Below are 25030 nucleotides of genomic sequence, written 5' to 3' on the forward strand. Positions count from 1 at the left end.
GAGGTTTTCCCCATTTTAATCTGCCATCTGCAATTCGCCCTGTTGAAGCCTACGATACAGCTCTTCATAATCATTTGGTGACATATAATCACAGCGACTATGAATTCGTTTCGTATTGTAGAATGCTTCTAAATATTCGAAAACCAAACGATATGCATGATCATAATCTCTGATCTTAAAACGATTCAGCCATTCTCTCTTAATTAGGGAATGGAACGATTCAATACATGCATTATCCCATGGATATGCCTTTTTAGAATAGCTACACTGCATAGTTGCGGTTACACGTTTGTATTCTTTTGACACGTACTGACTTCCGCGGCCTGAATTATACCGAATTCGGTATAATTCAGACCGCGGATTCCAATATACCAGTCAGGCATTTTATAGTCGGCTGAAGAAACATCATATGAAACAAAGCATGTCCAGAGCTGCACCCTGTATTGACAATGGACCAATGGAAAGATTTTGGGGAATCTTAAAATGGGAGATGTATTATGGGAAATGCTTTACATCAAAAGAAGAATTAATCCAAAGCATCCAAGACTATATTGAATACTATAACAACCGACGACTACAGAGTAAGTTACATATAATGACACCGATGGCCTTTCATGAACTTACATTGAAAGTAGCATAAAAATACCGCCAGCCGATTAATAGGCTGACGGAGAAAAATTTATTATTTTTCATTGTCCGCTTGACGGGTAGCACACCATTAGACGGGTGGGCTGATTTATTAGAAAAGTGATAGTGAGTTAAAATTCCTTTTTTTGATAAATACAATAAGAAATCCAAAAAGAAATAGTAAAGAAAATGAGTGAAAGTATGCAAGATATACTTCCCATCATTATACTTTTAAAATCCATGACAAAAAGCAATTTGTTTACTCCAAACCATATAAAAAACATTATTCCTACTGATAATATAGCAGAAATAACAGTAAACAATTCAGCTTTAAGTGCTCCCAATTTTAGTAAAAGCGGATATAGGAAAGCTCCCATAAATAAAGAGAGAGCAATACCAAATAAAATGGGATATAGAAGTATACTCACTTCCACTTTCCGGCCGGTAATAAATATAATGCAAACAACTGCTAAGCTACAAATAAAACCTAGAATTACAGTGCCTAGATAGTATATATACTTTGATAAAATAATTTGGAATCGGCTAACAGGTGTAGTAATTTCATATTTGTTCCATTTTGAGTTTTCATCTGCTTGAAGTGATGAAACGTTGTTTGTAGGAAAGATAAATATAATAAGTCCCATAGCAGCTGCAGCAACATTATCAGTCACGAATAGTGTAAGGACTACTAATAGTGCAGATATTAGTAGTGATATTTTTAGTCCATCTTGTGCAGAATAGTAGTTATTTAGAAACAGTCCTTTCATTTAGCGCACCCCCTTAACTAAAAGTAACATAATTTCGTCAAGTGTTACATTATCTATTAACATATTTGGATATTTATTTTTGGCTAATTCTTTATCTTGGACAAGAATATCAATTTGATAGTCTCTTCTATAATATGATAAAATATCATTTGTATTGACTTTGTCGAAGTCTGAAACTTTACACCTTATGATTCCATAATTATAAAGAAGGTCGTCTTTTTTTGCAGTAAGAATAGTAGCACCATCATGTATAAAAGTGATGTAATCTGCAATTTTTTCTAAATCACTAGTGATATGTGAAGATAGCAAAATTGAATGAGTTTCATCCCCGACAAAATCTAAAAAAATATCTAAGATTTCATCTCGTACAATGGGATCTAAACCAGAAGTTGCCTCATCTAAAATAAGTAATTTAGGATGATGAGATAACGCTACAGATAAAGCAAGTTTCATTGCCATACCTTTCGAAAATGTTTTGATTTTCTTTTTAGTTGGTAAATTGAAAGTATGAAGAAGTTTTAAGTATTGATGATTATCCCATTGTTTGTATAAATGTTTCATAACATTGTTTAGCTGAATTGCAGTGAGTGATTCTGAAAAATTAACTGCATCAAATACCACGCCAATATTTTCACGAATATCAAATGAAGTATCAGTCATCTCTTTACCAAATATTTCAACAGATCCACCGTCTTTAAATAGCGTATTTAGTATAGCACTAATAGTTGTAGTTTTACCGGCACCATTTTCACCAACCAAACCCATAATACTTCCACTAGGAATTGAGAAAGATACATCTGATAAGGTAAATTCAGAATCTGAATATTTTTTTTGTAAATTTTTAACTACTAATATATTGTTCAAGTTTATTCCTCCTCTAAATAAAATATATTGATTAATTCAATAAGTTTTCCAGGTTTTATGTTATTTGTTTTTGCGATTTCGACAGCTTTAAGGATGTAATCTTCTATTATTTTTTGCTGCTCTTCTTGATAGAATGTTCGATCTTGATCTGTAATAAAACTCCCTCTACCTATAGTAGATTCAATAAAACCATCTTTTTGTAAATCATCATAAGCCCTTTGAACTGTAATCACACTAATGTGTAGTGATTTTGCTAACGACCTCATTGAGGGAAGTGGGGTGCCTGCTTTTAATTCTCCATTCATGACCATTTTTTTAATTTGATTTGTAATTTGTTCGTAAATGGGTTGTGCTGTATTATTGCTGATAATTATATCCATATATATCACCACCTTCAACAATGTACTTATTACACATATACAATATAGTACAAATGAGTACATCTGTCAATACTGAAAATTAAAATATAATAGTAATTAAATTGACAGAGAATATACTTATATAATGCAATTTTACATGTTTTTCCAAAAATATATTTTTCCCGCTTTTTTTACAAGTAAATCCGTATTTTTGACTAGATCAATAGAACATACAAAAAATGTAGTATAGTTTATCCAGAGTTAAGAAAACAAAGAAGGAGAGAAATTATGTCGGGAAACTTTTTGTATTTTAATTACATAAAACCAGGTACGCGCTACTATGAATTGCCGGACAAAGTGGATGATCATACAGATTACATATTAGATTTGCCTTCAGAAGATTGGGAAATAGTTGAATTCACTAACTGGAGATTTTATTCGAATTCTGCAATTAGAATGCAGGATCAGGGATGGAAAATACATATTAGTGCAACAACTGAAACAGCAGAAGAAGTATTAAAGCGAGTAGGAGAAATACTCTTTAAAAAAAATATCGCATTTAAGCATATTGCGAATGAGGAATTTCTAAAACTCATGAATTCAAAACATGGAAATAGAGCTAGCGCGGGAAAATTCATGGCAATTTACCCAGATGATAATATATTTCCAATATTATTGGATGAGTTACATGAATGTCTAAAGGGGGTAGAAAAAGGGCCATATATTCTAAGTGATAGAGAGTGGAAGGACGGAAATGTATACTATCGATATGGCGGATTTAAGAGGATGGTTACAGAATCTGGTGAATTAGCAATAAAAGATAATACAGGAAAATTAGTTCCCGATAATAGGACACCATATTATAGAGTGCCAGATTTTGTTACGGAGCCAGAAATATTAAAAGTAGAATGTGAAGTAGAACGAACTGGAGAAAAAAAGCCATCCAAATTAAGTCAATATAAAATATCACGAGCATTGCGATTTAATAATGGCGGAGGAATATATTTAGCAGAAAATAAAGACTCTAGGGAAACAGTTGTTATTAAAGAAGCAAGACCGAAAGTAGGGTATGATGGTAATGGGCATGACGCAGAGCATAGACTTAATATTGAGCATACAATACTAGATAGACTTAAAGGTATAAATGGTATTGTAAAAGTAAAAGATTATTTTAAGGTGTGGGAAAACACTTTCCTAGTAGAAGAATTCGTAGAAGGAATAGATTTAACTCACTGGGTATCATCATCATATCCGTTTCATCAGGAACAAGACATTTGTAACTATTTGGAAAAAGTGAAGATAATAATAGATGAATTGATAAGGGTAGTACGTGATATGCATAATATGGGTGTGGGAATGGGAGACCTTCAACCTTCTAATATAATTGTAAATACGAATTTGAATAACACAATTTTATAGCCTCTTAGCAGAGGTTATAGTCTATCAATAAAATCCTCCAAAAGCCTTGAAAATAAAGGATTTATCGCAATGTGTTCGCCTTATCCCTTTATATGATTTCACACAAGTTTACTCTCTCCCTGACTGCTTATAAGGGCAAAATCAAGGGAAAGAAAATCCCATAACAAGATATAACAGAGTGTGGCAATCGGAGAACTGTGACATATGTGCGAATATATTATAGTGGAGGATTTTTTAATGAACAAGTATATTTATGATGAAAGCAATGGTCTTTGGTATGAACTGCAAAGAGATTATTATATCCCTTGCCTGACCTTACCAGCCGAAAAAGAAAACAAACCTATCGGTTTATGGGGGCAGCGACACAAACGATATTTACAGGAACATAAGAGGGCGTTTTACGCCACGCTACTCACAAGTGGCAAGTTGAATGCTTATCTTGCGGATGTCGATAAACAGGCGGAGGAACGCTTTGAAAGGATTGTAGAACAGATGAAGCAGGCACAGGGTATCACGGAACGCCTAAAGGCGAAAAATGCCTTAGAATGGGTTGGACAGATGAATAACATTCGGGCTTGTGCTATGGAGATTGTGGAGAGGGAAATTATATTCGCATAAGTAGACAAGGCGGCAGGGAGTAAATTCTCTGTCGCTTATTTTTACTGTATTTTCGTTACGAAACTTGACAAAAATCTCTCCCTTTATTATAATTTATGTTATATAACAATAATTATAAAATGGCGGAGAGGTGAAAAATATGCCACCAAAGGTGAAAATTACAAAAGAGATGATTATAGATGCAGCATTTGAGATAGCACGAAGTGAGGGAGCAGAAAATATCAATGCACGAACTGTATCAAAAAAATTAGGCTGTTCCACTCAACCTGTTATGTATCATTTTAAAACAATAGAGGAATTGAAAAAAACTGTATATGTTAAGGCAGATGAGTATCATTCCGAATATATAACTAATATTCAGAGTGAAAATCCGATGAAAGATATTGGACTGAATTATATACGCTTTGCTGAAACAGAAAAAAATTTGTTTCGGTTTCTATTTCAAACAAATGAGTTTATAGGAAAAAATATTTCTGAGTTGATAAATTCTGAAGAATTACAGCCTATTATAGCTATACTGAGTAAAGAAGTAGAGGTCAATACAGAACAGGCGAAAACCATTTTCCGTTCATTATTCCTGATTGCACACGGATATGCAAGTATGTTTGCAAATAACGAAATGACCTATGACGAACAGACGATTATATCTGATTTAGACTTGGTATTTGACGGAACAGTTTATTCATTGAAAGGAGGATTATAATGTATCGTTTATATAAGAAAAATGAATTAAATTTCTCATTGGTTTGGATTATTTCCTATGTTGTTTTGTTTAGTGTTGCTGACAGCTTTTCTGCTTCGCTTGGCACTGAAAAAATAATTGCTGCACCCGTTGCTATAGTTTTTACATTGCTTCTTTTAGTTTTTGTGAGTAAACACAACTTAAAAGAAAAATACGGTCTGTGTTCTTTTAATGGAAGCCTTAGAAATTTCTTATATTTTACTCCGCTACTTCTAATTATGAGTATTAACCTATGGAATGGCGTTACGATGAAGCTGTCTGTTTTAGAAACTGTGTTATATATTTTAAGTATGCTCTGCGTTGGATTCATTGAAGAAATTATTTTTCGTGGATTTCTGTTCAAAGCATTATACAATGACAATGTAAAGTTGGCGATTGTTATCTCAAGTGTTACTTTTGGAATTGGACATATTGTAAACTTACTGAACGGAAAAGATTTAATACCTACACTCTTACAAGTTTGTTATGCAATCGCAATAGGTTTTCTTTTTACAATTATTTTTTACAAAGGAAAGAGCCTTTTACCGTGTATTATTGCACATAGTTTTGTAAATTCTTCGAGCGTTTTTGCTGTTGAAAATTCTTCAATGAAGTTTCATATTATTTCAAGTGCAGTATTATGTATTATTAGCTTAAGTTACGCACTGTGGATATTGAAAAAAACAAAACAATTTGATGAATATGAAAATAATGATAGGCGGTGATGATATTATATGCCAACTATTATTTCAGAATGGATATATTGCCCTGTATGCGGCAATAAAACCCGTACTATGATACGGGAAGATACGGAATTAAAAAACTTTCCTCTCTACTGTCCGAAATGTAAGCAGGAAACAATCATCAATGTTCAGGATATGAAAATTACACTTGCAGACAGTAAATAATTATGTATACCGCCGCTATGGATAACACCATACACGGCGGTTTTTGAATGCCTATCGGCTATCTCTGTCAAAGGATTTCTTACGCTGTCTTTGGGGCGGTTTCTGTTTATTGCGTTCCTGTATCTCACGCAGATGTTTTAACACGCTTTGCTTTTCGGGCGGTCTGTACTGTGCCTTAGCGGTGGCTGTCGGTTTCCTGCTGACTTGACGTTCCCATTCGGCAAGGTCACGGTTATATTGTTCTACAACACTTTCCATTTCTCGGAAAGTACGCATAAACGCCTGCACATCGGGATAACCGTCCTCTTTCAGAATATCGGGCAGCTTATCCAGCTTAACGGAGATTTTCTTTTCCGTCTGCTGTATCTGCTCGGTAATCGTTTTACGCTCTTTGCCCTTGAAAATCCCTTTTGTATCGGCAAGCTGCGCTCTCAGTTTTGGAAGAATATCGTCTTGTAAATGACGGATTTCCTTTGCCCCCTCATGCGCTTTTATCATCAGGCTTCGCATATGGCGGAACTCTGCCATATCAATATCAAGTGTAGGCTTGGGCGGCATATCCTTTTCCCTGATAAGGCTTTGCAGAAAATCTTTTGCCTTTGCCACAATCCCACGGAACAGATTAGGTAACCAGCCTTTGCTCATGATTGACTGACTTGCTTTTTCGTGTATCTCGGTCTGCTTGACTTCTAAAATCTTTGCTTCGGAAATACCCGATAACAACGCCATATCCGCTGTCCTGTTCCATTCCTGCCTTGCGGTGTTATCCGCTTCAATCTCGGCGGCTTTGGGATTGTTCTTACCGATTTTCTTGGTGGGAAGATAAACGCTGTTCTTATCAAACACCTTTAACTGCTGTTCGGGATCGGAGATATGCCGATTGATAAGGTCGGTGTAAATCTCTTTTACCTCCCGAAGAAAAGGCTCACTTTTGAATTTATCATCTTTCACGGTAAAGAGGTGGCTTTCGTAAACCTCGCCCTTTTTTATGACGGTACAGCCTTTTCGTATCTGTCCGTCCTCCCCTGTGATTTCTTTCTTGGTGCGTACCCTTTTGCCTGTTTCATCATAGAACACGCTGCGTGTGGCTCTCTTGATGTCAGGTTCAGGAAGCAGTTTTCTTTCGCTGAAGATAAGGTGGATATGATAGTTTGTCTTGCGTTTGTTGTGGTGGAGGGCTGACACGCACTCCACACCATACCGCCTGTGGAACTCCTCCGTAAAATCTTCAAGGACTTCCTGCGGCTCGTATCTTGCATATACTTCAGGCAGGGCGATAATTAATTCCCTTGCTTCAATACATTTGCCCTCTGTACCGCTTCGCTTAAATTCCTGCTGGCTTTCCCTTGCAAGGTTACTCCAAAATTCATTGTCAGCGGTGCGGTAGGTGGCATAGAGATTTTCCTGTCTTGCGTGGCTTGTGATATAGGATATTCTTCCCTTGACATTGGGTAGCTTCGACATCTGTATAAATGAATGTCTTGCCATATACTCCTTTCTCCCGTGACGGGCATACTCTTTTTGCAACCGAGAAATCGGTTGCCGCTGTTTCGGCGGCGTAAGCAGACGGACAGCGAAGAAAACAGTGTGCTGTTTTCTTCTGTATCATAGCGGCGGTGCATTGTCCGAAGCTGTGATACAGTGCCCCCTGCAAGGGCGAAATACCCAGAGTACAAATCGAAGATTTGTGCGAGGGGTGTATTTCGCTCTCAAACGCTGGGGGCTTGGAGAACAGTTATTCTACTTTGCGGACATCGTTTTCATTGAGCAGGTTTCTTCCCTGATTGACACTCATAAATCGCTCTAAAGTATCCCTGCGGATAATCGCTTTTCTGCCGACCTTGAGGACGGGAAGTTTGCCCCAGTCTACCAACTTACGCATTGTATTTCTTCCGATACCCGTACATTCTGCTGCTTCTTCTATGGTTAAACCCATTTTGATGTTGCTCATTTTATCAACCTCCTTTCAAAATACGTATTTTGCAACTGTGTATCTGTAATTATACTTATTTTGCTATCTCTTGTCAACTTGTTTTGCAACTTATTAAGAAATATTTTTGCCTATTATTAAATTTATGGTTGCAAAATAAGTTTTTCTATGCTATACTATCAGCAATAGGAGGTGAAAACCTTGAAAAAAGAAATTACATTCACCGCAAAACAGGTCGGTGAACGAGTGAAAGAACGCCGAACAGAATTAAACTTAACAATGCCCGAACTTGGTAAGCGTGTCGGGGTAAACAAATCTACTATTCAGAGATATGAAGCGGACGGAGTAGACCCGAAGCGTACAATGATTATCAATGGACTGGCAGAGGCACTCCTGACCACTCCCGAATGGCTGACAGGACTTTCCGAAGATAAGGAATATGATAGCCGCACTTTATGTGCAAGGGATATGGAGGAACATATCAAAAAATATCTTGATACGGTTTCTTCTGTGGTAAAGGGAGAACCGCACCAACAGCTGCTCACGACATTCCTCGGAAAGATGATTGACCTCTATACGGTTATGGCTTATCACTTTGCAGACGCAACGGCTGAAGTTGACCGTGTAGCGGAGGACGAAGGCTTAAAGCAGTCCTTACGCCGCTATGCGATTGAGTCAAGGGCAATTATGGAAAGAGTTTACCGTAAAGAAATGGAACTTCCTATCGAGGATATGAAGCAGTTTTTAGATGGGATTTTACATATCTACGATGAGGGACGCACCGCTGTAAAGATGGGCGACCTGTTCGGGATAGTGACAGCAGCTGAAGAAAGGGTTGCTGAAAAAGAAAAATTCCGTGGCTCTTTGACAAGTGAAAACGATGACTGACACTCATCGGCATAAGTAACCTTATTACTTTACGCACACCATATGTCACAGTCCCGATTGCCACGGATAGAAAGGGGAAATTTATCTATGGCAAAAGGTTCTGTAAGAAAAAAAGGTAAAAAGTGGTACGCACGCTTCTACATCGAAGATGAAAGCGGCAGAAAAGTACAGAAAGAGTTTGTGGGAACAGAAAGCAAGTCTGAAACAGAAGCCCTGCTCAGAAAAGCAATCGCTGACTATGAGGAAAAGAAATTCGTTGCGAAGTCTGAAAACATCACGGTTGGTATGCTGCTCGATCTGTGGGTGGAGGAAGAACTGAAACCCGGTAATCTCAGCAATGGTACGGTAATGTCCTATCAAGGAACGGTCAACCGTATCAAACAGCACCCGATAGGAAACCGAAAGCTGAAAACCGTAACCGCCGACCATTTACAGGCGTATATAGACTTTCTCAGCTTTGGAGGCACAAATCCTGACGGTACAACTGCAAAGGCACTCAGCAAAGGGTATCTCCGATTGTTTTCGGCTGTTTTACAAGGGGCGTTCCGTTTTGCAGTATTCCCGAAAAGGCTGATAACCTTTAACCCGATGCAGTATGTGGTATGGCGAGGAAAGAAAGAAGAATACGAGCTGTTCTCTTACGAGGATGGGGAAACAACTTCCACACCAACGCTCAGCTATGACCAGTATCAGAGGTTAGAGGACTTCCTGAAAAAGAAAAACAATCCTGCACTTCTTCCTATACAGATAGCCTATTATACAGGCTTGCGTATTGGAGAGGTCTGTGGTCTGACTTGGCAGGACATCAACCTTGAAGAACAATATCTGACAGTACGCCGCAGTATGCGTTACAACGGGGCAAGGCACAAAACAGAAATAGGGGCAACAAAGCGTAAAAAAATCCGCACCGTTGACTTTTGCGATACGCTTGCCGCAATCCTGAAAACTGCGAAAGCAGAACAGCATAAAAACCGTTTCCGATACGGGGAACTGTACAGTCTTAATTACTATTTGGAGGTCAAAGAAAAAGACCGCACCTATTATGAGGTTTACAGTCTGCCGAGGGCGGAGGAAGTCCCAGAGGGGTACAAGGAATTATCCTTTGTCTGCCTTAGACCTGACGGGGCATTTGAAGCACCGAGTACGGTGGGGATTATGTGCAGGACAGCGAGAAAAAAGTTGGAGGGATTGGAGGATTTCCACTTCCATATGCTCAGACACACCTATACAAGCAATCTGCTTTCAAACGGTGCAGCACCTAAAGATGTGCAGGAACTACTCGGACACACTGATGTTAGTACCACAATGAACATTTACGCTCACGCTACAAGGGAAGCGAAGCGTACTTCCGCAAGACTACTGGATAAGGTAATCGGCGGAGCATAAAAAATTTCCCTTGTTTCGGCTCATAAGGGCAAAAACAAGGGAAAATACATAAGGTTTGAATATTTAATAGGCGATATGCCTTGAAAACACAGGGTTTACAGAGGATTGAATAGATAAATTAGAATTTTTGGAGGTGTTGAAAATTAAATCATTTCTTGAAAATGTTAGGGCGCCAAGAAAAGATATTCCACTAAACAGGCAGATAACCGAAACAGCAGGAATAATCCTGTTTGGGTTTGCACTTGGTGTCTTGCAGAAATGGCTGGATGGTACAACTGCAAATGCTTTTCCAGTGATAATACAGCAACTGGATATCCGCAACTATTTTGGACGCTTGGCAATATGGATTTTATTGGCAACTATAATTTCTGTGTATGCGAAATCTCCATTGAGAGCTGCTATTAACACATTCTTTTTCTTTATAAGCATGTTGGCAGGATACTATCTCTATTGCAATTACATTTTGGGGTTCTTGCCGAAAACCTATATGATGATATGGATAGCGATTTCTTTTGTTACATTCTTTATGGCATATATATGTTGGTATGCAAAGGGGGAAGGTATTATTGCAATATTCATATCAAGCATAATTATGGGTGTTTTACTTGCACAGGCATTTAATCTCAATATTATCCAGGGCTTTTATATATACCATTTTTTGGAGGTACTTACATGGATAATTGGTGTAATACTCTTGAGAAGAAAACTGAAAGAGTATGCTATCGAAATTGGATTATCCATTGTGATTGCATTTGTTTATCAGCTGGTTATGCCACATTGGGGATAAAGACAAATTGGATTTGAAAGGATGTTAAAAATATGGTAGATGAAGTGGTCTTAGGGAATGTTATGGTTGATTGTGATGATGAAAGAAAATTGCAAAGATTCTATGGAGAATTATTAGGTTGGGAAATGTGTGAACTATTTGCAAGACCGGCTGTCCGTAGTTCTTCGGGGATTGTTTTTTTGTTTATTGAGGAAAAAGATTATGTTCCTCCTGTATGGCCAGAAAATGCAGGAAAACAACAAAAACAGATGCATTTTGATTTTCAGGTTGATAATGTTGCAGAAATGGTTAAGAAAGCGGAATCATTGGGAGCAAAGAAAGCGGAAAGTCAATTTGGAGGAGATGATTTTGTAACCATGTTTGATCCGGCAGGACATCCGTTTTGCTTATGCCGGAAGTGACAATTCCAATTTATTAACCTGGGAAATCAGAATTTGCTCACTGTATAATGTATACTGAGTTTCAGATTGATAATGATATATTGCATTTAATTTTTTAAATAGTTTTTAAGTACATTGATTGTCATAAATTCAATCCTACGAAACTTGTGATTTGATAGAAAGCTTAGCGGGCACTCGGTGTATGAACAGGTGGGACGAAGGAAGTTGGTACAGGATACCATTAGACACGGAAGGTTCATCCTCATAGTTGTTCAGAGGGGAAATAGCCTTTATAAAGTGAACAAACAGGGACGCTTTATAAATAGCACCCATTTATCAGCTATTCGGTACAAGATACTACGATATCCATCACTTCCGGCTCTGTTTTTGAGGTAAATAAAAATCGTCAAAGCCTGTAAAATCAATAGATTTAGACTTGACAGAATAGGAAGGTTGAGGAAAAGAAAAAATGGAAGATAAAAAAATATTACTTGATAATATTGATAAAATTCATACAACCGAAATGGGAATTGATAGAATTAAAAGAAATCTAAAAATAGATACAGCAGATGTTGTTGAGTATTGCAAAAATAAGATGTTAGATAAAAATTGTAATATATACAAACAGGGTAAAAATTGGTATTGCGAAGTTGAAAATATCAAAATGACCATCAATTCATATAGTTATACAATTATCACAGCACATATCGTTAAGTAAAATTGGAACTTGGAGTGAAATTATGGACTATATAATACGAGAAATGAAAAGTGAAGAATACTGTTTATTAAGTGATTTTTTGTATGAAGCGGTTTATATTCCAGACGGAATTGAACCGCCACCTAAATCAGTAATAGAAAGTCCAGAATTACAAGAATATATCATCGAGTTTGGAAATCGAAAACACGATAAAGCCTTAGTTGCAGAAATTCAGGGAAAAGTAGTAGGAGTTATTTGGGTAAGAATTATGAATGATTATGGAAACATTGATGATGATACTCCATCACTTGCCATGTCTGTCAAGAATATAGAGGATTGGGTATTGGAACTTTATTATTGAAGCAACTATTACAAGCAGAAAGATTGGCTGGATATTCAAAAATATCCCTATCTGTTCAGAAAAGTAATTATGCAGTGAAGATGTACGAGAAAGTGGGATTTACTGTTGTTGATGAAAATAGTGAAGAATATATTATGATTGTAAATCTATAACAGAAAACCACAGTTTGTAGCAGACAGTTTTTTGATAGGACTGTCTGCTTTTTCTTTTTTAATCATAATTGATAGTAGTGGTATAGAATGGTTCATATCCGTTGTGAAAAGACCATTTAGAGTGGAAAGGAAAAGAGATTGCAGTACATACAGATCTTTCTTATGAGGGGCAGACCATTTATTTCCCGGAAATCGATACAACCGCAAAAGATACAGAGACGAATAGTCATGTATCGAAAGCAGATGAGGAAGTATAAAGAATATGCCACTGTCCGTAGAAAATGCAAGGGAAATGATAGAAGAAATGAGAATGGATTTACTGACATACCTGAAGAACTATGAACCGTAGGAGCTTGTGCCTTTCTCAGGGAATACCTACACAACGAGAAGTCATGACGGTTTGAAGATTTCCAACGGGAAATGGATGTGGTGGAGTCAGAGTATCCGTGGCAGATCAGTGCTGGATTATCTGATTAAGGTCAGCGGTTATTCTTTTATCGAGGCGATAGAAATCATTGCAGGACAGGTGGCAATTCAGCCGCCTGTTTCCTCCTTCACTCGGCTATCTAACACCAGTTGAATATCGGATGAATAACCTTAAAAAAGTTGTTTAGTTTACTGTTGAAAATCCAGGATTCGTTATTAAAAATGGAATTAGTGTAAATTAATCTAGTAGGAGGAAGTTTATGGTAGAGGAATTAAAAAGTATGGTCGGATTGGAAGAAACAATCTTATACGAAGGGAAGCCAGATAAAAAATGTTTTATTTTTGAAAGTATATTTAATCCATTGATGCCATTTGCGATCGTTTGGGCAATATTTGATATGAGTTTTCTCCGTATGAGCATGGGAGGGATGTCTTTTGTCATCATACCATTTTTGTTGCTGCATATGATGCCGGTATGATTTACCTTGCAAGACAAAATACCGTGGATAGGAATAGAGAGTTATTTTAGTTGAGTTTTCAACTTGACTTCCAAAAAAACTTAGAGTAAACTAGAAAAGAAATCAGGGGTGCCGGGAGAACCTGGCTGAGAGTAAACTACGAGAATGTTTAGACCCTTAACCTGATCTGGGTAATGCCAGCGTAGGGAGAATATTGAAACACAAAGTAGAGTCTATAATGAGATAGATGAGTTTGTATACAATATAAGGCTTCCTTTCAGAAAGAAAGGAAGCTTTTTCTTCTGGAAAAGCAGTTCTTTTAAGAACCCAGATATCAAATATGAAAAGAAAGAAGGAGACAAAGATGAACGCAAGTGTAGCAATTCAAACTTTACCGGAGGCAAAAAACGATGAGGAATTAATCCGTATTGTGGATGAGGTGATCGCCTATATTAAGAGCACCGGACTAAATTATTATGTAGGACCGTTTGAGACAGCAATCGAGGGAGATTATGATGAACTGATGGATATTGTGAAAGAATGTCAGCACATCGCAATCCGCGCGGGAGCACCGTCTGTGGCTGCTTACATCAAAGTGATATACAAACCTGAAGGAGATGTGCTTACCATTGAAAAGAAAGTTACAAAACATCACGAGTAAGGCATACTCTGTGGCAGCGATTGTAGTTTTGCTGTTCGTATGGCAAATACTGTCAAGTGCCGGAATTGTGCCGTCCTTTTTGCTGCCGTCGCCACTGGAGGTCGTACAGGCATTTGTGAAAGACTTTCCACTTTTGATGGAACACGCGAAAGTAACCTTAACGGAAGGTTTTTTAGGTCTGACTTTGGGAGTGGTAATCGGGTTTGTTGCTGCAGTTTTAATGGATCATTTTCAAGGATTTTACAAAGCGTTTTATCCGATTATGGTGATCACACAAACGATACCGACGATTGCGATCGCTCCGCTTCTTGTACTGTGGATGGGATACGAGATGGCGCCGAAAGTAACTTTGATTGTGATTGTGACTTTTTTCCCGATCGCAATCGGATTGTTGGAAGGATTTCAGTCGGCTGACAAAGACACGGTTAATTTATTGAAAGCGATGGGAGCGAATCGGCTTCAGATTTTTTTACATGTAAAATTTCCAAGTTCTCTCGGAAGATTTTTTGCAAGTCTTCGGATTTCGGTGTCCTACTGTGTGGTAGGGGCTGTAATCTCAGAGTGGCTTGGAGGATATAATGGTCTCGGTGTGTACATGACACGGGTGCGAAAATCTTATGCATTTGACAAGATGTTTGCGGTTATTTTTCTGATTTCTGCAATCAGTCTGCTTTTGATGTGGCTTGTGTCAATACTTCAGAAGAAATGTATGCCTTGGGAGAAATGAAAAGGAGAATAAAAATGAAAAAGAAAATAGTAGCGTTGGCGCTTGCTGTGGCAACAGTATGTTCCGTGACAGCTTGCGGCGAAAAGAAGGAAAAACAAGAAGGAAAAGAGCTTGAGAAAATTACATTTGTGCTGGACTGGACGCCAAATACGAATCATACTGGATTATATGTGGCAGAAGAAAAAGGATATTTTGAGGATGCAGGGGTGGATGTAGAGATTGTACAGCCACCGGAAGACGGTGCAAGTGCTTTGGTTGCATCCGGAAAAGCACAGTTTGGAATTGATTTTCAGGATTCTATTGCACCTGCTTTTGCAAGTGATGATCCGTTGCCTGTGACAGCAGTTGCCACTTTGATTCAGCACAATACATCAGGTATCATTTCCAGAAAAGGGGAGGGCATGGACCGGCCTAAGGGAATGGAAGGCAAAACATATGCGACTTGGGACATGGAAGTGGAGAAAGCAATGATTAAAAACGTGGTGGAATCTGATGGCGGGGACTACGGCAAAATTAACATGATTCCGAGTAATGTGACGGACGAGGTGACTGCATTGAAATCCAAACAGGTAGATGCAATCTGGGTGTATTATGCATGGGGAGGAATTGCGACAGAAGTAAAAAATCTTCCGACAGACTATTTCGCTTTCAAAGATATCAATCCGGTATTTGACTATTATACACCGGTAATTGTTGCAAATAATGACTTTTTGGAAGAGAAACCGGACACTGCAAAAGCATTTTTGAGTGCAGTGAAGAAGGGGTATGAAGATGCAATCGCAGACCCGAAAGAGGCGGCGGATATTTTATGCGAGGCAGCTCCGGAACTTGATAAAGAGTTAGTGCTCGCGAGTCAGGAATGGCTGGCAGATCAGTATAAAGCTGAAGTAGAGCAGTGGGGTTATATCGATCCGGCGAGATGGGATGCATTTTATAAATGGCTCGGAGATAATGAGTTGATTGAGCAGGAGATTCCGGCGGGATTTGGATTCTCTAACGATTATTTGGAAAAGTAGGATGAGCAGCATGATTCGATTGGAAACCAAACAAGTGTCAAAATCGTTTGATGGAAAGAAAGTGATTGAGGATATTTCCATCTCCTTACAGAAAAATGAGATCGTGAGTCTTCTCGGCGTCAGCGGTGCTGGAAAGACGACGCTTTTTAATGTGATTTCAGGGTTGATGGAGCCGGATTCCGGGGAAGTTCTTTTAAATGGGAAAGAGATTACCGGCCAGGCGGGACATATCAGCTATATGCTGCAGAAAGATTTGCTTCTTCCATATAAAACGATTGAGGAAAATGTGGCGCTTCCGCTCATGATAAAGGGAGAGAAGAAAAAAGATGCCCTTGCAAAGGTGCGTCCGCAATTTGGACCATTTGGACTTGCGGGAACAGAAAAGAAATATCCAAGTCAGCTGTCCGGCGGAATGCGCCAACGCGCCGCACTGCTTCGGACTTATCTGTTTTCAGAAGGGGTGGCATTGTTAGATGAGCCGTTCAGTGCGCTGGATACGATTACGAAAAGTGCGATGCACAAATGGTATTTGGATATTATGAATCAGATTGAATTGTCTACTATTTTTATTACGCACGATATTGACGAGGCGATTTTGCTGTCTGACCGTATTTTTTTGATGACAGGAAAACCGGGAAGGATTACAAAAGAGATTGTAATTCGGGAGAAAAAACCACGCGGCGGAGAGTTTAATCTGACGGAGGCATTTTTAAATTATAAAAGGGAGATCATTACCCAGTTAGGTGTGGAATAGGCAGATGTGATATGCTAGAATGAAAATAGAAACAATGCTATAACACATAGGAGGCACGCGTTATGAGTATGAAAGAGAAGATGCATACAGGAGAGCTTTATCTGCCAAATGGTGAAGAGATTATGAATGAGCAGTTACAAAGACTGGAGAGGTTATATGATTTTAATGCGACACGTCCTTTAGAGCAGGAGAAGAGAACGGCGTTGCTAAAAGAGATGTTTGCGGAAATCGGTGAGGGCTGTTATATTGAACCGCCATTTCACTCTAACTTTGGTGGCGGACATGTACATTTTGGGAAAAATATTTATGCCAATTTCAATTTGACATTGGTCGATGACACTCATATTTATGTGGGTGATTATACAATGTTTGGTCCGAATGTCACAGTGGCTACGGCAGGGCATCCGATTCTGCCAGAGCTGCGCAGTCAGGGGTACCAATATAATGCGCCTGTTCATATAGGAAAGAATTGCTGGATTGGAGCAGGGGCGATTATCGTGCCGGGAATTACGATTGGAGATAATGTTGTGATTGGTGCAGGAAGCGTGGTGACAAAAGACATTCCGTCCAATGTAGTGGCAGTCGGGGTGCCATGTGAGATACTTCGCAAAGTGAATGAACATGACAGAGAATATTATTTTAAAGACCGAAAGATTGTATGGTCAGAGGATTAAATGAATGGCAAAACAGGAGGATGTTTCATATGGAATTAGTAAATCATATAGAAATCCCTGAGATTGGGCTTGGTGTTTATAAGATGGAAGCGGGAGCTGAGATGAACGAAGCAATTGGAAATGCATATCAATATGGCTACAGATTGTTTGACACAGCTCAGATGTATAAGAATGAGGAGGCATTGGGAGATGCGTTGAAAGAAAATCATATCCAAAGAGAGACTGTTTTTCTGAACAGTAAAGTGGATAATTGTAATCAGGGATATGAAAAGACCATCTCAAGTTTTCATGATTCTTTAAAAAGATTGCAAACAGATTACCTGGATTCTTTTTTGATACATTGGCCGGGATTGAATAAAGAGAGGACTTTGAGTACATGGAAGGCTTTGGAGGAACTATATAAGGCTGGGCTGATCCGGGCAATCGGTGTCTCAAATTTTGAGATCAGTCAGCTGGAGATTTTGTTAGAGAACTGTGAAATTCCTCCGATGATAAATCAAATCGAGCACACTCCTTTTTTGCATGATGAACAGTTGAATTCTTTTTGTAAAAAGAATAAAATTCAAATTATGGCATGGGGACCATTGCTTCGTGGAAAAATGGAGGATGATGGAATTAAAGAAATAGCTAGCCGCTATGCAAAAAGTCCGGCTCAATTATTGCTTCGATGGAATATTCAACAGGGAATTATTCCAATTCCAAAAACGAAAAACAGTTCAAGGCTGATAGAAAATATTTCAGTATTTGATTTTCAAATTGAGCCGGAAGATATGGCAAAATTAAATGCAATGAATGAAAATATCAGAACAAGCTATAATCCGTTGGAATATGATTTTTAATTGTGGATATGTTCATTTTCAAGTTGCATTCGTTTCAGTTCAGGCAGTATGAGATAGAGCATTACGATAAAACACAAGCTTCCGCCGATAATGTTTGAGACTGGTTCGGCGAGGAAAACTCCATCAGAGCCTATATGAAGCGCATATGGAAGCAGGTAAGTCAGTGGTATCACGATCAACACTTTTCGAAGAAGTGAGAAGAAAATTGCCTGCTTCTTTTTGTTGAGTGATTTGAAAACGGTCTGTCCGATATACTGTAGGTCCATAAAGATGAATGCAGCGAAATATGTTTTTAGGGCAGGAATGGTATGGCTTGCCAATGATCGATCAGAGCTGAAGATGCTGATGAGAAATCTTGGAGCGAACAGGATAACACTCCAGGCAATCCCGGTATACAAAAGAACCAAAAATGCCATTTCAATGCCACATTTTTTAACTTTTTCCGGTCGTTTGGCTCCGTAATTATAACTTAAAATAGGGGAGGAACCTTCCGTAATTGCATAGATGGGGGTCTCCACTATTTGGCGAATGCTGGATATAATTGTCATGACGGATATATATACATCACCTCCGAGGTGCGCCAAAACGCTGTTGCAGCAGATTGTCACAAGGCTATTTGTGAGCTGCATAATAAATCCCGCGCTTCCAAGGCTCATAATGTCCTTGATATCAGCAATGCAGGAGTGCATTTTGCGGAGCGAAAAAAGCCGGACTTTGATCTCGGCGCGGTGTTTTAGAAAATAAAGCACAAATGCGGCAGATGCAACCTGAGAGATGACGGTTGCAATTGCGGCTCCCGGAACACCGAAGTGAAATACAAAGATAAAAATTGGGTCTAAAATAATGTTTGCAACAGCTCCGATTGTAACGGAATACATACCGGCAGCAGCATATCCCTGAGCGTTGATAAATGGATTCATCCCTGTAGTGATCATGGATGGAAGTGTTCCAATCAGATAGATCATCAGATATGGATAGGCATATTTTAGCGCATCTTTGGAGGCACCGAATAATACGAGAAGAGGATTTGCAAGGAGCATGCCGACAAGCATCAGGATCAAAGAACAGCCGCAGAGCAGCGTGAAAGAAATTCCCATGATTTGTCTGGCGTGTTCGACATCTTTTTTTCCTCGGCAGATTGAGAAAATCGGTGCGCCACCGGTGCCAAGCAGATTGGCAAAGGCGGTGATTATTACAATAATCGGAAAGCATAGACCGACAGCCCCAAGGGCGGTAGTCCCAATATCTGGAATACGAGCGATATAGATGCGGTCGACAATGTTGTATAACAGTGCTAATAATTGAGCAATCAGCATCGGGAAAGCCGCATTTAAAAGATTACTTGTTGTGTTTCCATTTTCAAAATCAATTCGTTTCATCTGTACGTTTCCCCCTTGTGTTTTTCAGTGATATATAATATATAAATTTATTATAATATACCCTAAAATATATGGTATAATTTTCTAAACCGAAAGTCAATCATTCAGAAAAGGGAAACGACACTTTCTCGTAACCTGTGATGAGAAGAAGACCGTGGATTTAAAGACGTTGGGAAGACAGTTGGGCGCAGGAAATTTAAGCTTTGCTTCGGAAGACCGTTTAGAAAAATATCTAGGGTTAAAACAGGGAAGTATATCACCGTTTGGATTGATGAATGACACAGAACATGCAGTGGAATTTGGATGTGGATGCTATGAAGATTAAGTTATAGAACAGTGTGAATATAGCAAGTGAGGAGAATGGTATGAAGAAAAACATAAATATGAGAAAGATGAAATGGTTTGTGATAGGGGTTGTTATGCTATGTCTGCTTTCGGGAGTTTTATGGGTGTCTCTGTTACAAAGGACATTGCAAGAATATCAGGTTGAAGGGGCAGGAGTGATGGATGTTCTGGCAGTGAATGCACATATGAAAGATGCAGTCGTACTGGAAAGCGAGGAGGATTTTCAATCGGTTTTAGGGCGCTCTGAATGGAATCCAAAAGAGGCTTTGGAAGAGAGAGGATATAAATATTGCTCTAATGATGGAAATGGTTATTTGTTTGAAAATCAAAATGGAGAGACTGTGATGGTGATTGCAACAGATGTATGGTGTAAATTTTTTCGAGTTTACACTATAGATGAAAAGGTGTTTTAGAAAAAAGGCCGGAAGCTTAGGTGCTTCCGGCTTTAGTTTACATCTATGACAGTCAGTTCGTCATTAAAATGGTCACTGTAATGCAGTTGATAATCGTCCGTAATAAAGACAGCCTGTACATCCGGCAGGCTGTTGATCAGTTCCATGCCTTTTTCTAATCCAAGTGCAAAGCAAGTTGTGCTCAGACCGTCACCGTCTACGGATTTGTCTGAAATAATCGTGACAGAGATTAAAGAATTATCGTAAGGATATCCGGTCTTTGGATTTAAAATATGATGATAAAAATTTCCATCTTTTTCAAAATAGCGTTCGTAGATACCAGAAGAAACGACAGATTTGTCGTTTATCTCTAAAGCTGCAATTGTCTCGCTGCGTTCGGCAAATGGTTTTTGAATGCCAATGTGAAATGGTGATCCATCTGGTTTTTTGCCGATGCAGAGTGTGTTACCGCCAAGGTCAATAATGGCGCTTTTAACCCCTTTGGAGATCAAAAACTCTTTTATCTGATCTGTGATATATCCTTTGGCAATTGCTCCGAAATCAAGTCCCATGCCATCTTTTGCAAATCGGATTTGGTCTCCTTCCAGTGTAACATTTTCATAATTTACCAAAGGAAGCGCATTTTTCAAAGCGGCATCATCCGGAACGATTTTCTCATCTGAAACAAAATCCCACATAGAAGAGATCGGTTCGATGGTAATATCGAATCCGCCACCCGAAAGACGGGAATAATAAAGTCCTTTTGAGACTAAATCTGCAAAATCTGAGGATACTGTAAATGCCCCGTCGTTTTGTGGTAAAGTCTTGTGATTCAGCTTGTAAAGCTCGCTGCTTTCTTTCGTACGGCTGAAGATATTCTCATATTTATCGCAGATTGCAAGTGCATCGTCCAACAGTGTCTCATCTTTTGAATCATAGATTTTTAAGGTGACGACAGTGTTGAGTTTAAATGCAGTTTTAGAAATTGGCTCCGTGCTGTCGGCTTGATCTGGATGGATAAGCACGAAGATAAGAATCAGGAAAAAAATGCAGGCAACACAAAAGGTCAGAATTCTTTTTTTAGTCTGTTCCATAAATATAATAGTCCTCCTTGTCAGTGAGTTTATTATAAGCGTTTCAAAAAGAACTTGCAATGAAAAGTTCTTTTGAAATTTATATTGAAAAAGAGTATATGCTTGGATATACTGAAAAGAAAAAGGGGGCAGTGATTATGAGAGCAATGCATCCGGTAAAGGTGTTTTCAACAGACAATGCGATTAGTGCTGAGATGGCAGCAGGTCTGTTGCAGAAAGAGGAAATCCCGTGCTATATAAAGGATTTGGAGACGGGAGATTATCTGAGTATCTATATGGGATATTCTGTATTTGGAAAAGAGATTTATGTAGATGAAGAGGACTATGAACGGGCAAAAAGACTGCTGGATTCGGTCACCCCTGACAAATCCAATGTTGAGGAGGATTTAAAGGTAAAGAAAGCCAGGACGCCGAGAATCGCAGCGTGGTTTGCTTTGGTTATCATAGTGGTGCCGATTATTATTGCCTTGATTAATAGTGTGTGGAATTAAGTGGATGCAGGAGCGAAAGCTCCTGCATTTTTATGTGGTTTCGCAGCCATTTTTTGTAGATATTTGTGAATATGGGTTGACAGATGCGCACTCTGTGCATATACTGTGTATATAAATATAAACAGTATATGCACAGGAATAAACAAGGAGGAGTGGAGATGGAAGCATTACTACATGTGAATCATTTGGAAAAGAATCTGGATGAATTTGTGTTAAAAGATGTGAATCTGACGTTGCAGCCGGGATATATTATGGGATTGATTGGTGTGAATGGCACAGGAAAGACAACACTGATACAGACAATTTTAAATTTGTATAAGAAAGACGCGGGAGATGTTTATGTTAACGGCTATTCAATGGAGGAACAAGAGCGGGAAGCGAAGGATCAGATTGGATTTGTGCTTGATAAAAATGTGTTTGAGGAATCATTGAGTGTGTGGAAGAATGCAAAGCTTTTTGGAAAGTTATATTCTAGATTTGATGAAGAAGTTTTTCGAGAATGCTGCGAACGATTTCAGGTGCCGCTGAATCAGAAGGTTGGAAAACTGTCGACAGGATATCAGGTGCGGTTTCAGCTTGCATTTGCACTTTCTCATGATGCGAAACTTTTTATTCTGGATGAGCCTGCATCAGGATTGGACCCATTATTTCGAAAAGAATTGATGAGATATCTGCAGGAAATTGTGGAAGATGGAACGAGAAGCGTACTTATGTCCACGCATATCACAGAAGATTTGGATCGCATCGGAGATTATATATTGCTGATGAAAGATGGACGGATTGTATGGGACTTACAAATAGAAGAAGTGCGGGAGCGTTATCTGATCGTCTATGGCACAAAAGAAGAGGTAGAACAGTTTCGGCAAGGAAAAGTGATCTACAGGTCTTTTGGAGAATACAAAAATTATGCATTTATCAAAAAAGATACGAATATCGATTATGGAAGATATAGAACAAAGCAGCCGTCACTGGAAGAAGTGATGTACTGCTTGGAGAAGGGAGGATACGAAGATGTATAGAGTGATGATGATGGTGATGCTGAAAGATATGTGGAGATATGTGAAGAAAGAGAAATTTTCTCTGCTTTGGTATATGCTAATAGTAGCCATTGCTTTTCAAAACATGGCTGTGCTTTTGGGAATAGAGACAGTACAAGTCATTAGCATAAATCTACAAATGGCAGATTTGAAAAAAATGATTTTAGTCTGTGCAGCTTTTTTTCTTATATGTATTGTTCAACTGATGCGTGGCATTCCACTTCGTATTTGTAAAGCAATGTATCTATGCCCGGCAGGAGAAAAAGAGAAGGAACGATATTTATTCGGAATGCTTGTTGTGAAAGTTGTCGTCGGAATGATTTTTATTGGAGTATCTTTAAAATGTTTGGTAGGAGTCGCATTTTGGGGCGGAGATATCATGTTTATGGTTATAATGTATGGACTTTGTTTTTTTACGCTGTTAAATGTGAGTCTGACTTTTCGAATGGGTGATACCGGGGAGCGAAGAGTCGATGAAAATGGATATGTGATTCAGACAAAGACAGAGATTGTCGTAAAGGTATACTGGACGTGTACACTTCTGGTACAGTGGGTCATTCTCTTTGCGGACACGGTTATCTCAATGACTCCTCTGGTGAGAGGAATCATTTGGGGAGTTTGTTTTTTGATAAATTTGTTTTTTGTCGTGGTGTATGTGGGAGCCTTTTTGAAGGAGATCCTTTTATATGAAAATGTCTATTGTCAGAGATCAAAAAGAGATGATGTGCAGTATGATATTTGTTAATAACGAGAGGAGGAACAGACTTGGAAATTATCATACGGGAAAATGACAGTTTGCCAATCTATGAACAGATTGTGAGGGAAGTAAAAAAGGCGATTATTAAAAAAGAGATTATGCCGGGGGATATGATGCCGTCCATCCGAGCGCTTGCCAGAGAGCTGGAGATTAGTGTTATCACAACAAAACGTGCATATGAGGAGCTTGAAAAAGAGCAATTAATCTATTCGGTGGCGGGAAAAGGATTTTATGTAAAAGCGAGAAACAGAGAATTGCTGAAAGAAGATCAGATCCGCCAGATAGAAGAAAAGATGATGGATGTGGTGGAACAGGCAAAGGAGATGGGAGTGTCTCTTCGGGAGCTGAAAAAAATGTTGGAAATGTTTTATGTGGGAGGGCGATAGTATGTCTGGAGTATTACAATGTGAGCATGTGGCGCGGTTGTATCAGGGATTTGCATTAAAACCAATGTCATTTGAGATTGAAAAAGGATATCTGACAGGACTTGTGGGTGTAAATGGAGCGGGGAAATCTACGCTTTTGAATATTCTGGCAGGTATTGATGACAGGTATCAGGGAGAGGTCATCATTGCCGGAAAAAATCTGCGGACCGAATATGAGGAAGCAAAGCAGAAGGTGGCGCTGGTATCCGAGAAGCTTTCATATTTTATGGATAAGACACCTTTGGAAAATGGAGAATTGCTTGGAGTTTATTTTGAACGGTGGAGTATGGAGGAGCTGTATCTTTGGCTGGACCGGCTGGAAGTACCGAAAGGACAGCCGATTTATCAGCTTTCTAAAGGAATGTATATGAAATATCAACTCGCCTTTGCAATGTCTTATCAGCCGGAGTTTTTGCTGCTGGATGAGCCGACGGCAGGATTCGACCCGGTATTTCGAAAGGATTTCATCGGAATCATACAGGATATCAGAGATCGGGAAATCGGTGTGCTGATGTCCACTCATATTATCAGTGATATTGATCAGATTGCAGACTATGTAATGCTTATTGATGATGGAGAGTTAAAGTTCTCCAAGACAAGAGAGGAGCTTGGAAATCATTCTATACAGGAACTGATAGGACAATATGGACATAAGAAAGCGACAGTCAGAGATCTTTTGAGGAGGGAATGA

At 38.8% G+C, this 25030-nt stretch carries 34 protein-coding genes, 2 pseudogenes and 1 riboswitch; of the genes and pseudogenes, 28 read left to right on the forward strand and 8 right to left on the reverse strand.

Annotation, left to right across the window (positions count from 1 at the left end):
* Nucleotides 1-15: 15 nt before the first annotated feature.
* Nucleotides 16-306, reverse strand: a complete 291-nt coding sequence (locus BQ5364_RS06075; RefSeq protein ID WP_235837129.1) for an integrase core domain-containing protein — start codon at nucleotides 304-306, stop codon at nucleotides 16-18.
* Nucleotides 307-409: 103 nt separating this feature from the next.
* Here BQ5364_RS06075 and BQ5364_RS06080 point away from each other — a divergent pair, with 103 nt between their 5' ends.
* The gene (locus BQ5364_RS06080) at nucleotides 410-640 is read left to right on the forward strand and encodes an IS3 family transposase (protein ID WP_159431672.1); all 231 of its coding nucleotides are present in this window, start codon (nucleotides 410-412) and stop codon (nucleotides 638-640) included.
* Nucleotides 641-758: 118 nt separating this feature from the next.
* On the opposite strand, the gene BQ5364_RS06085 is transcribed toward BQ5364_RS06080, so the two are convergent.
* The 3 genes from BQ5364_RS06085 to BQ5364_RS06095 are packed head-to-tail and all read right to left on the reverse strand — an operon-like array spanning nucleotide 759 to nucleotide 2638.
* Entirely contained in the window at nucleotides 759-1394 is a 636-nt protein-coding gene (locus BQ5364_RS06085) for an ABC-2 transporter permease (RefSeq protein WP_071143846.1), read from the reverse strand.
* Nucleotides 1395-2258: an ABC transporter ATP-binding protein gene (locus tag BQ5364_RS06090; protein WP_071143847.1), complete on the reverse strand. Its 864-nt coding sequence runs from the start codon at nucleotides 2256-2258 to the stop codon at nucleotides 1395-1397.
* 2 nt (nucleotides 2259-2260) lie between these two features.
* Nucleotides 2261-2638, reverse strand: a complete 378-nt coding sequence (locus BQ5364_RS06095; protein ID WP_071143848.1) for a GntR family transcriptional regulator — start codon at nucleotides 2636-2638, stop codon at nucleotides 2261-2263.
* A gap of 267 nt (nucleotides 2639-2905) precedes the next feature.
* Between BQ5364_RS06095 and BQ5364_RS06100 the strand changes: the two genes are divergently transcribed.
* The 5 genes from BQ5364_RS06100 to BQ5364_RS06120 all read left to right on the forward strand — a co-directional run bounded on the left by BQ5364_RS06100 (nucleotide 2906) and on the right by BQ5364_RS06120 (nucleotide 6283).
* On the forward strand, nucleotides 2906-4036 hold the full coding sequence (locus BQ5364_RS06100; RefSeq protein ID WP_071143849.1) for a class III lanthionine synthetase LanKC N-terminal domain-containing protein: 1131 nt from the start codon (nucleotides 2906-2908) through the stop codon (nucleotides 4034-4036).
* Nucleotides 4037-4273: 237 nt separating this feature from the next.
* Nucleotides 4274-4654 carry a TnpV protein gene (locus tag BQ5364_RS06105; RefSeq protein ID WP_008789362.1) on the forward strand — a complete coding sequence of 127 codons (381 nt, stop codon included), beginning with the start codon at nucleotides 4274-4276 and terminating at the stop codon, nucleotides 4652-4654.
* Nucleotides 4655-4805: 151 nt separating this feature from the next.
* Entirely contained in the window at nucleotides 4806-5357 is a 552-nt protein-coding gene (locus BQ5364_RS06110) for a TetR/AcrR family transcriptional regulator (RefSeq protein WP_235837130.1), read from the forward strand.
* Nucleotides 5357-6100 (forward strand): CPBP family intramembrane glutamic endopeptidase, encoded by a 744-nt coding sequence (locus tag BQ5364_RS06115; RefSeq protein ID WP_004612409.1) that lies wholly within the window; start codon nucleotides 5357-5359, stop codon nucleotides 6098-6100. The genes BQ5364_RS06110 and BQ5364_RS06115 overlap by 1 nt, the downstream gene beginning before the upstream one ends.
* Nucleotides 6101-6109: 9 nt before the next feature.
* Nucleotides 6110-6283: a cysteine-rich KTR domain-containing protein gene (locus BQ5364_RS06120; protein ID WP_004612410.1), complete on the forward strand. Its 174-nt coding sequence runs from the start codon at nucleotides 6110-6112 to the stop codon at nucleotides 6281-6283.
* 51 nt (nucleotides 6284-6334) lie between these two features.
* Here the strand turns inward: BQ5364_RS06120 and BQ5364_RS06125 are convergent, their stop codons facing one another.
* Both BQ5364_RS06125 and BQ5364_RS06130 read right to left on the reverse strand, forming a co-directional pair.
* Nucleotides 6335-7771, reverse strand: a complete 1437-nt coding sequence (locus BQ5364_RS06125; RefSeq protein WP_071143850.1) for a MobA/MobL family protein — start codon at nucleotides 7769-7771, stop codon at nucleotides 6335-6337.
* A 247-nt stretch (nucleotides 7772-8018) separates the two neighbouring features.
* Nucleotides 8019-8234, reverse strand: coding sequence for a helix-turn-helix domain-containing protein (locus BQ5364_RS06130; RefSeq protein WP_004612412.1), 216 nt, complete (start codon nucleotides 8232-8234; stop codon nucleotides 8019-8021).
* A 180-nt stretch (nucleotides 8235-8414) separates the two neighbouring features.
* Between BQ5364_RS06130 and BQ5364_RS06135 the strand changes: the two genes are divergently transcribed.
* From BQ5364_RS06135 to BQ5364_RS06195, 15 genes and pseudogenes are all read left to right on the forward strand, one after another.
* Nucleotides 8415-9101: a helix-turn-helix domain-containing protein gene (locus tag BQ5364_RS06135; protein WP_008789360.1), complete on the forward strand. Its 687-nt coding sequence runs from the start codon at nucleotides 8415-8417 to the stop codon at nucleotides 9099-9101.
* A gap of 87 nt (nucleotides 9102-9188) precedes the next feature.
* Nucleotides 9189-10487 (forward strand): tyrosine-type recombinase/integrase, encoded by a 1299-nt coding sequence (locus BQ5364_RS06140; protein WP_004612414.1) that lies wholly within the window; start codon nucleotides 9189-9191, stop codon nucleotides 10485-10487.
* A gap of 133 nt (nucleotides 10488-10620) precedes the next feature.
* On the forward strand, nucleotides 10621-11274 hold the full coding sequence (locus BQ5364_RS06145; protein ID WP_004611326.1) for a hypothetical protein: 654 nt from the start codon (nucleotides 10621-10623) through the stop codon (nucleotides 11272-11274).
* A gap of 32 nt (nucleotides 11275-11306) precedes the next feature.
* Nucleotides 11307-11675 carry a VOC family protein gene (locus tag BQ5364_RS06150; protein ID WP_004611325.1) on the forward strand — a complete coding sequence of 123 codons (369 nt, stop codon included), beginning with the start codon at nucleotides 11307-11309 and terminating at the stop codon, nucleotides 11673-11675.
* A gap of 448 nt (nucleotides 11676-12123) precedes the next feature.
* Nucleotides 12124-12372: a DUF3781 domain-containing protein gene (locus BQ5364_RS06155; RefSeq protein ID WP_004611324.1), complete on the forward strand. Its 249-nt coding sequence runs from the start codon at nucleotides 12124-12126 to the stop codon at nucleotides 12370-12372.
* A 22-nt stretch (nucleotides 12373-12394) separates the two neighbouring features.
* Nucleotides 12395-12864 (forward strand): annotated as a pseudogene (locus BQ5364_RS06160) (GNAT family N-acetyltransferase).
* Between the two features lie 137 nt (nucleotides 12865-13001).
* Nucleotides 13002-13121, forward strand: coding sequence for a VaFE repeat-containing surface-anchored protein (locus tag BQ5364_RS18910; protein ID WP_159431708.1), 120 nt, complete (start codon nucleotides 13002-13004; stop codon nucleotides 13119-13121).
* A 143-nt stretch (nucleotides 13122-13264) separates the two neighbouring features.
* The gene (locus tag BQ5364_RS18995) at nucleotides 13265-13444 is read left to right on the forward strand and encodes a hypothetical protein (protein ID WP_004611319.1); all 180 of its coding nucleotides are present in this window, start codon (nucleotides 13265-13267) and stop codon (nucleotides 13442-13444) included.
* A gap of 106 nt (nucleotides 13445-13550) precedes the next feature.
* Nucleotides 13551-13769, forward strand: coding sequence for a hypothetical protein (locus tag BQ5364_RS06165; protein ID WP_004611318.1), 219 nt, complete (start codon nucleotides 13551-13553; stop codon nucleotides 13767-13769).
* 94 nt (nucleotides 13770-13863) lie between these two features.
* Nucleotides 13864-13974: riboswitch (TPP riboswitch) on the forward strand.
* Between the two features lie 138 nt (nucleotides 13975-14112).
* On the forward strand, nucleotides 14113-14409 hold the full coding sequence (locus BQ5364_RS06170; protein ID WP_044986600.1) for a thiamine-binding protein: 297 nt from the start codon (nucleotides 14113-14115) through the stop codon (nucleotides 14407-14409).
* A complete protein-coding gene (locus BQ5364_RS06175; protein ID WP_022249899.1) occupies nucleotides 14378-15136 on the forward strand; it encodes an ABC transporter permease in 759 nt (252 codons plus the stop codon). Before BQ5364_RS06170 ends, BQ5364_RS06175 begins: the two co-directional genes overlap by 32 nt.
* 14 nt (nucleotides 15137-15150) lie before the next feature.
* Complete coding sequence (locus tag BQ5364_RS06180) at nucleotides 15151-16152, forward strand: ABC transporter substrate-binding protein (RefSeq protein ID WP_071143851.1); 1002 nt, start codon at nucleotides 15151-15153, stop codon at nucleotides 16150-16152.
* Between the two features lie 10 nt (nucleotides 16153-16162).
* Nucleotides 16163-16906, forward strand: coding sequence for an ABC transporter ATP-binding protein (locus BQ5364_RS06185; RefSeq protein WP_004611313.1), 744 nt, complete (start codon nucleotides 16163-16165; stop codon nucleotides 16904-16906).
* Between the two features lie 62 nt (nucleotides 16907-16968).
* A complete protein-coding gene (locus BQ5364_RS18845) occupies nucleotides 16969-17580 on the forward strand; it encodes a sugar O-acetyltransferase (RefSeq protein WP_004611312.1) in 612 nt (203 codons plus the stop codon).
* A 29-nt stretch (nucleotides 17581-17609) separates the two neighbouring features.
* Entirely contained in the window at nucleotides 17610-18419 is an 810-nt protein-coding gene (locus BQ5364_RS06195) for an aldo/keto reductase (protein ID WP_022249902.1), read from the forward strand.
* Here the strand turns inward: BQ5364_RS06195 and BQ5364_RS06200 are convergent.
* Nucleotides 18416-19798, reverse strand: a complete 1383-nt coding sequence (locus tag BQ5364_RS06200; protein ID WP_004611310.1) for an MATE family efflux transporter — start codon at nucleotides 19796-19798, stop codon at nucleotides 18416-18418. The two genes, BQ5364_RS06195 and BQ5364_RS06200, sit on opposite strands and share 4 nt — an antisense overlap.
* Before the next feature lie 121 nt (nucleotides 19799-19919).
* On the opposite strand from BQ5364_RS06200, the pseudogene BQ5364_RS17735 reads away from it, so the two are divergent.
* A pseudogene (locus BQ5364_RS17735) lies at nucleotides 19920-20123 on the forward strand (YbaK/EbsC family protein); the annotation flags it as partial.
* Between the two features lie 40 nt (nucleotides 20124-20163).
* Nucleotides 20164-20556 carry a hypothetical protein gene (locus tag BQ5364_RS17740; protein ID WP_071143852.1) on the forward strand — a complete coding sequence of 131 codons (393 nt, stop codon included), beginning with the start codon at nucleotides 20164-20166 and terminating at the stop codon, nucleotides 20554-20556.
* Nucleotides 20557-20588: 32 nt separating this feature from the next.
* Here the strand turns inward: BQ5364_RS17740 and BQ5364_RS06215 are convergent, their stop codons facing one another.
* Complete coding sequence (locus BQ5364_RS06215) at nucleotides 20589-21629, reverse strand: FAD:protein FMN transferase (RefSeq protein WP_071143853.1); 1041 nt, start codon at nucleotides 21627-21629, stop codon at nucleotides 20589-20591.
* A 59-nt stretch (nucleotides 21630-21688) separates the two neighbouring features.
* On the opposite strand from BQ5364_RS06215, the gene BQ5364_RS06220 reads away from it, so the two are divergent.
* The 5 genes from BQ5364_RS06220 (at nucleotide 21689) to BQ5364_RS06240 (ending at nucleotide 25030) form a co-directional block, all read left to right on the forward strand.
* Nucleotides 21689-22120 (forward strand): putative signal transducing protein, encoded by a 432-nt coding sequence (locus BQ5364_RS06220; protein ID WP_071143854.1) that lies wholly within the window; start codon nucleotides 21689-21691, stop codon nucleotides 22118-22120.
* Between the two features lie 158 nt (nucleotides 22121-22278).
* Nucleotides 22279-23139 carry an ABC transporter ATP-binding protein gene (locus BQ5364_RS06225; RefSeq protein WP_071143855.1) on the forward strand — a complete coding sequence of 287 codons (861 nt, stop codon included), beginning with the start codon at nucleotides 22279-22281 and terminating at the stop codon, nucleotides 23137-23139.
* Nucleotides 23132-23902 carry a hypothetical protein gene (locus tag BQ5364_RS06230; protein ID WP_071143856.1) on the forward strand — a complete coding sequence of 257 codons (771 nt, stop codon included), beginning with the start codon at nucleotides 23132-23134 and terminating at the stop codon, nucleotides 23900-23902. Before BQ5364_RS06225 ends, BQ5364_RS06230 begins: the two co-directional genes overlap by 8 nt.
* 20 nt (nucleotides 23903-23922) lie before the next feature.
* Complete coding sequence (locus BQ5364_RS06235) at nucleotides 23923-24300, forward strand: GntR family transcriptional regulator (RefSeq protein ID WP_071143857.1); 378 nt, start codon at nucleotides 23923-23925, stop codon at nucleotides 24298-24300.
* A 1-nt stretch (nucleotide 24301) separates the two neighbouring features.
* On the forward strand, nucleotides 24302-25030 hold the full coding sequence (locus BQ5364_RS06240) for an ABC transporter ATP-binding protein (RefSeq protein WP_235837131.1): 729 nt from the start codon (nucleotides 24302-24304) through the stop codon (nucleotides 25028-25030).

Source organism: Coprococcus phoceensis (assembly GCF_900104635.1).
GTDB lineage: Bacteria > Bacillota > Clostridia > Lachnospirales > Lachnospiraceae > Faecalimonas > Faecalimonas phoceensis.

Coding starts and splice junctions, on each gene's coding strand:
- BQ5364_RS06150 (WP_004611325.1), top strand. CDS start 11,307: ATGGTAGATGAAGTGGTCTTAGGGAATGTTATGGTTGATTGTGATGAT.
- BQ5364_RS17740 (WP_071143852.1), top strand. CDS start 20,164: ATGAAGAAAAACATAAATATGAGAAAGATGAAATGGTTTGTGATAGGG.
- BQ5364_RS06115 (WP_004612409.1), top strand. CDS start 5,357: ATGTATCGTTTATATAAGAAAAATGAATTAAATTTCTCATTGGTTTGG.
- BQ5364_RS06180 (WP_071143851.1), top strand. CDS start 15,151: ATGAAAAAGAAAATAGTAGCGTTGGCGCTTGCTGTGGCAACAGTATGT.
- BQ5364_RS06125 (WP_071143850.1), bottom strand. CDS start 7,771: ATGGCAAGACATTCATTTATACAGATGTCGAAGCTACCCAATGTCAAG.
- BQ5364_RS18845 (WP_004611312.1), top strand. CDS start 16,969: ATGAGTATGAAAGAGAAGATGCATACAGGAGAGCTTTATCTGCCAAAT.
- BQ5364_RS06195 (WP_022249902.1), top strand. CDS start 17,610: ATGGAATTAGTAAATCATATAGAAATCCCTGAGATTGGGCTTGGTGTT.
- BQ5364_RS06140 (WP_004612414.1), top strand. CDS start 9,189: ATGGCAAAAGGTTCTGTAAGAAAAAAAGGTAAAAAGTGGTACGCACGC.
- BQ5364_RS06100 (WP_071143849.1), top strand. CDS start 2,906: ATGTCGGGAAACTTTTTGTATTTTAATTACATAAAACCAGGTACGCGC.
- BQ5364_RS06200 (WP_004611310.1), bottom strand. CDS start 19,798: ATGAAACGAATTGATTTTGAAAATGGAAACACAACAAGTAATCTTTTA.
- BQ5364_RS06170 (WP_044986600.1), top strand. CDS start 14,113: ATGAACGCAAGTGTAGCAATTCAAACTTTACCGGAGGCAAAAAACGAT.
- BQ5364_RS06165 (WP_004611318.1), top strand. CDS start 13,551: ATGGTAGAGGAATTAAAAAGTATGGTCGGATTGGAAGAAACAATCTTA.
- BQ5364_RS06185 (WP_004611313.1), top strand. CDS start 16,163: ATGATTCGATTGGAAACCAAACAAGTGTCAAAATCGTTTGATGGAAAG.
- BQ5364_RS06085 (WP_071143846.1), bottom strand. CDS start 1,394: ATGAAAGGACTGTTTCTAAATAACTACTATTCTGCACAAGATGGACTA.
- BQ5364_RS06230 (WP_071143856.1), top strand. CDS start 23,132: ATGTATAGAGTGATGATGATGGTGATGCTGAAAGATATGTGGAGATAT.
- BQ5364_RS06105 (WP_008789362.1), top strand. CDS start 4,274: ATGAACAAGTATATTTATGATGAAAGCAATGGTCTTTGGTATGAACTG.
- BQ5364_RS06215 (WP_071143853.1), bottom strand. CDS start 21,629: ATGGAACAGACTAAAAAAAGAATTCTGACCTTTTGTGTTGCCTGCATT.
- BQ5364_RS06080 (WP_159431672.1), top strand. CDS start 410: ATGAAACAAAGCATGTCCAGAGCTGCACCCTGTATTGACAATGGACCA.
- BQ5364_RS06095 (WP_071143848.1), bottom strand. CDS start 2,638: ATGGATATAATTATCAGCAATAATACAGCACAACCCATTTACGAACAA.
- BQ5364_RS06225 (WP_071143855.1), top strand. CDS start 22,279: ATGGAAGCATTACTACATGTGAATCATTTGGAAAAGAATCTGGATGAA.
- BQ5364_RS06240 (WP_235837131.1), top strand. CDS start 24,302: ATGTCTGGAGTATTACAATGTGAGCATGTGGCGCGGTTGTATCAGGGA.
- BQ5364_RS06155 (WP_004611324.1), top strand. CDS start 12,124: ATGGAAGATAAAAAAATATTACTTGATAATATTGATAAAATTCATACA.
- BQ5364_RS06120 (WP_004612410.1), top strand. CDS start 6,110: ATGCCAACTATTATTTCAGAATGGATATATTGCCCTGTATGCGGCAAT.
- BQ5364_RS06220 (WP_071143854.1), top strand. CDS start 21,689: ATGAAAAGTTCTTTTGAAATTTATATTGAAAAAGAGTATATGCTTGGA.
- BQ5364_RS06130 (WP_004612412.1), bottom strand. CDS start 8,234: ATGAGCAACATCAAAATGGGTTTAACCATAGAAGAAGCAGCAGAATGT.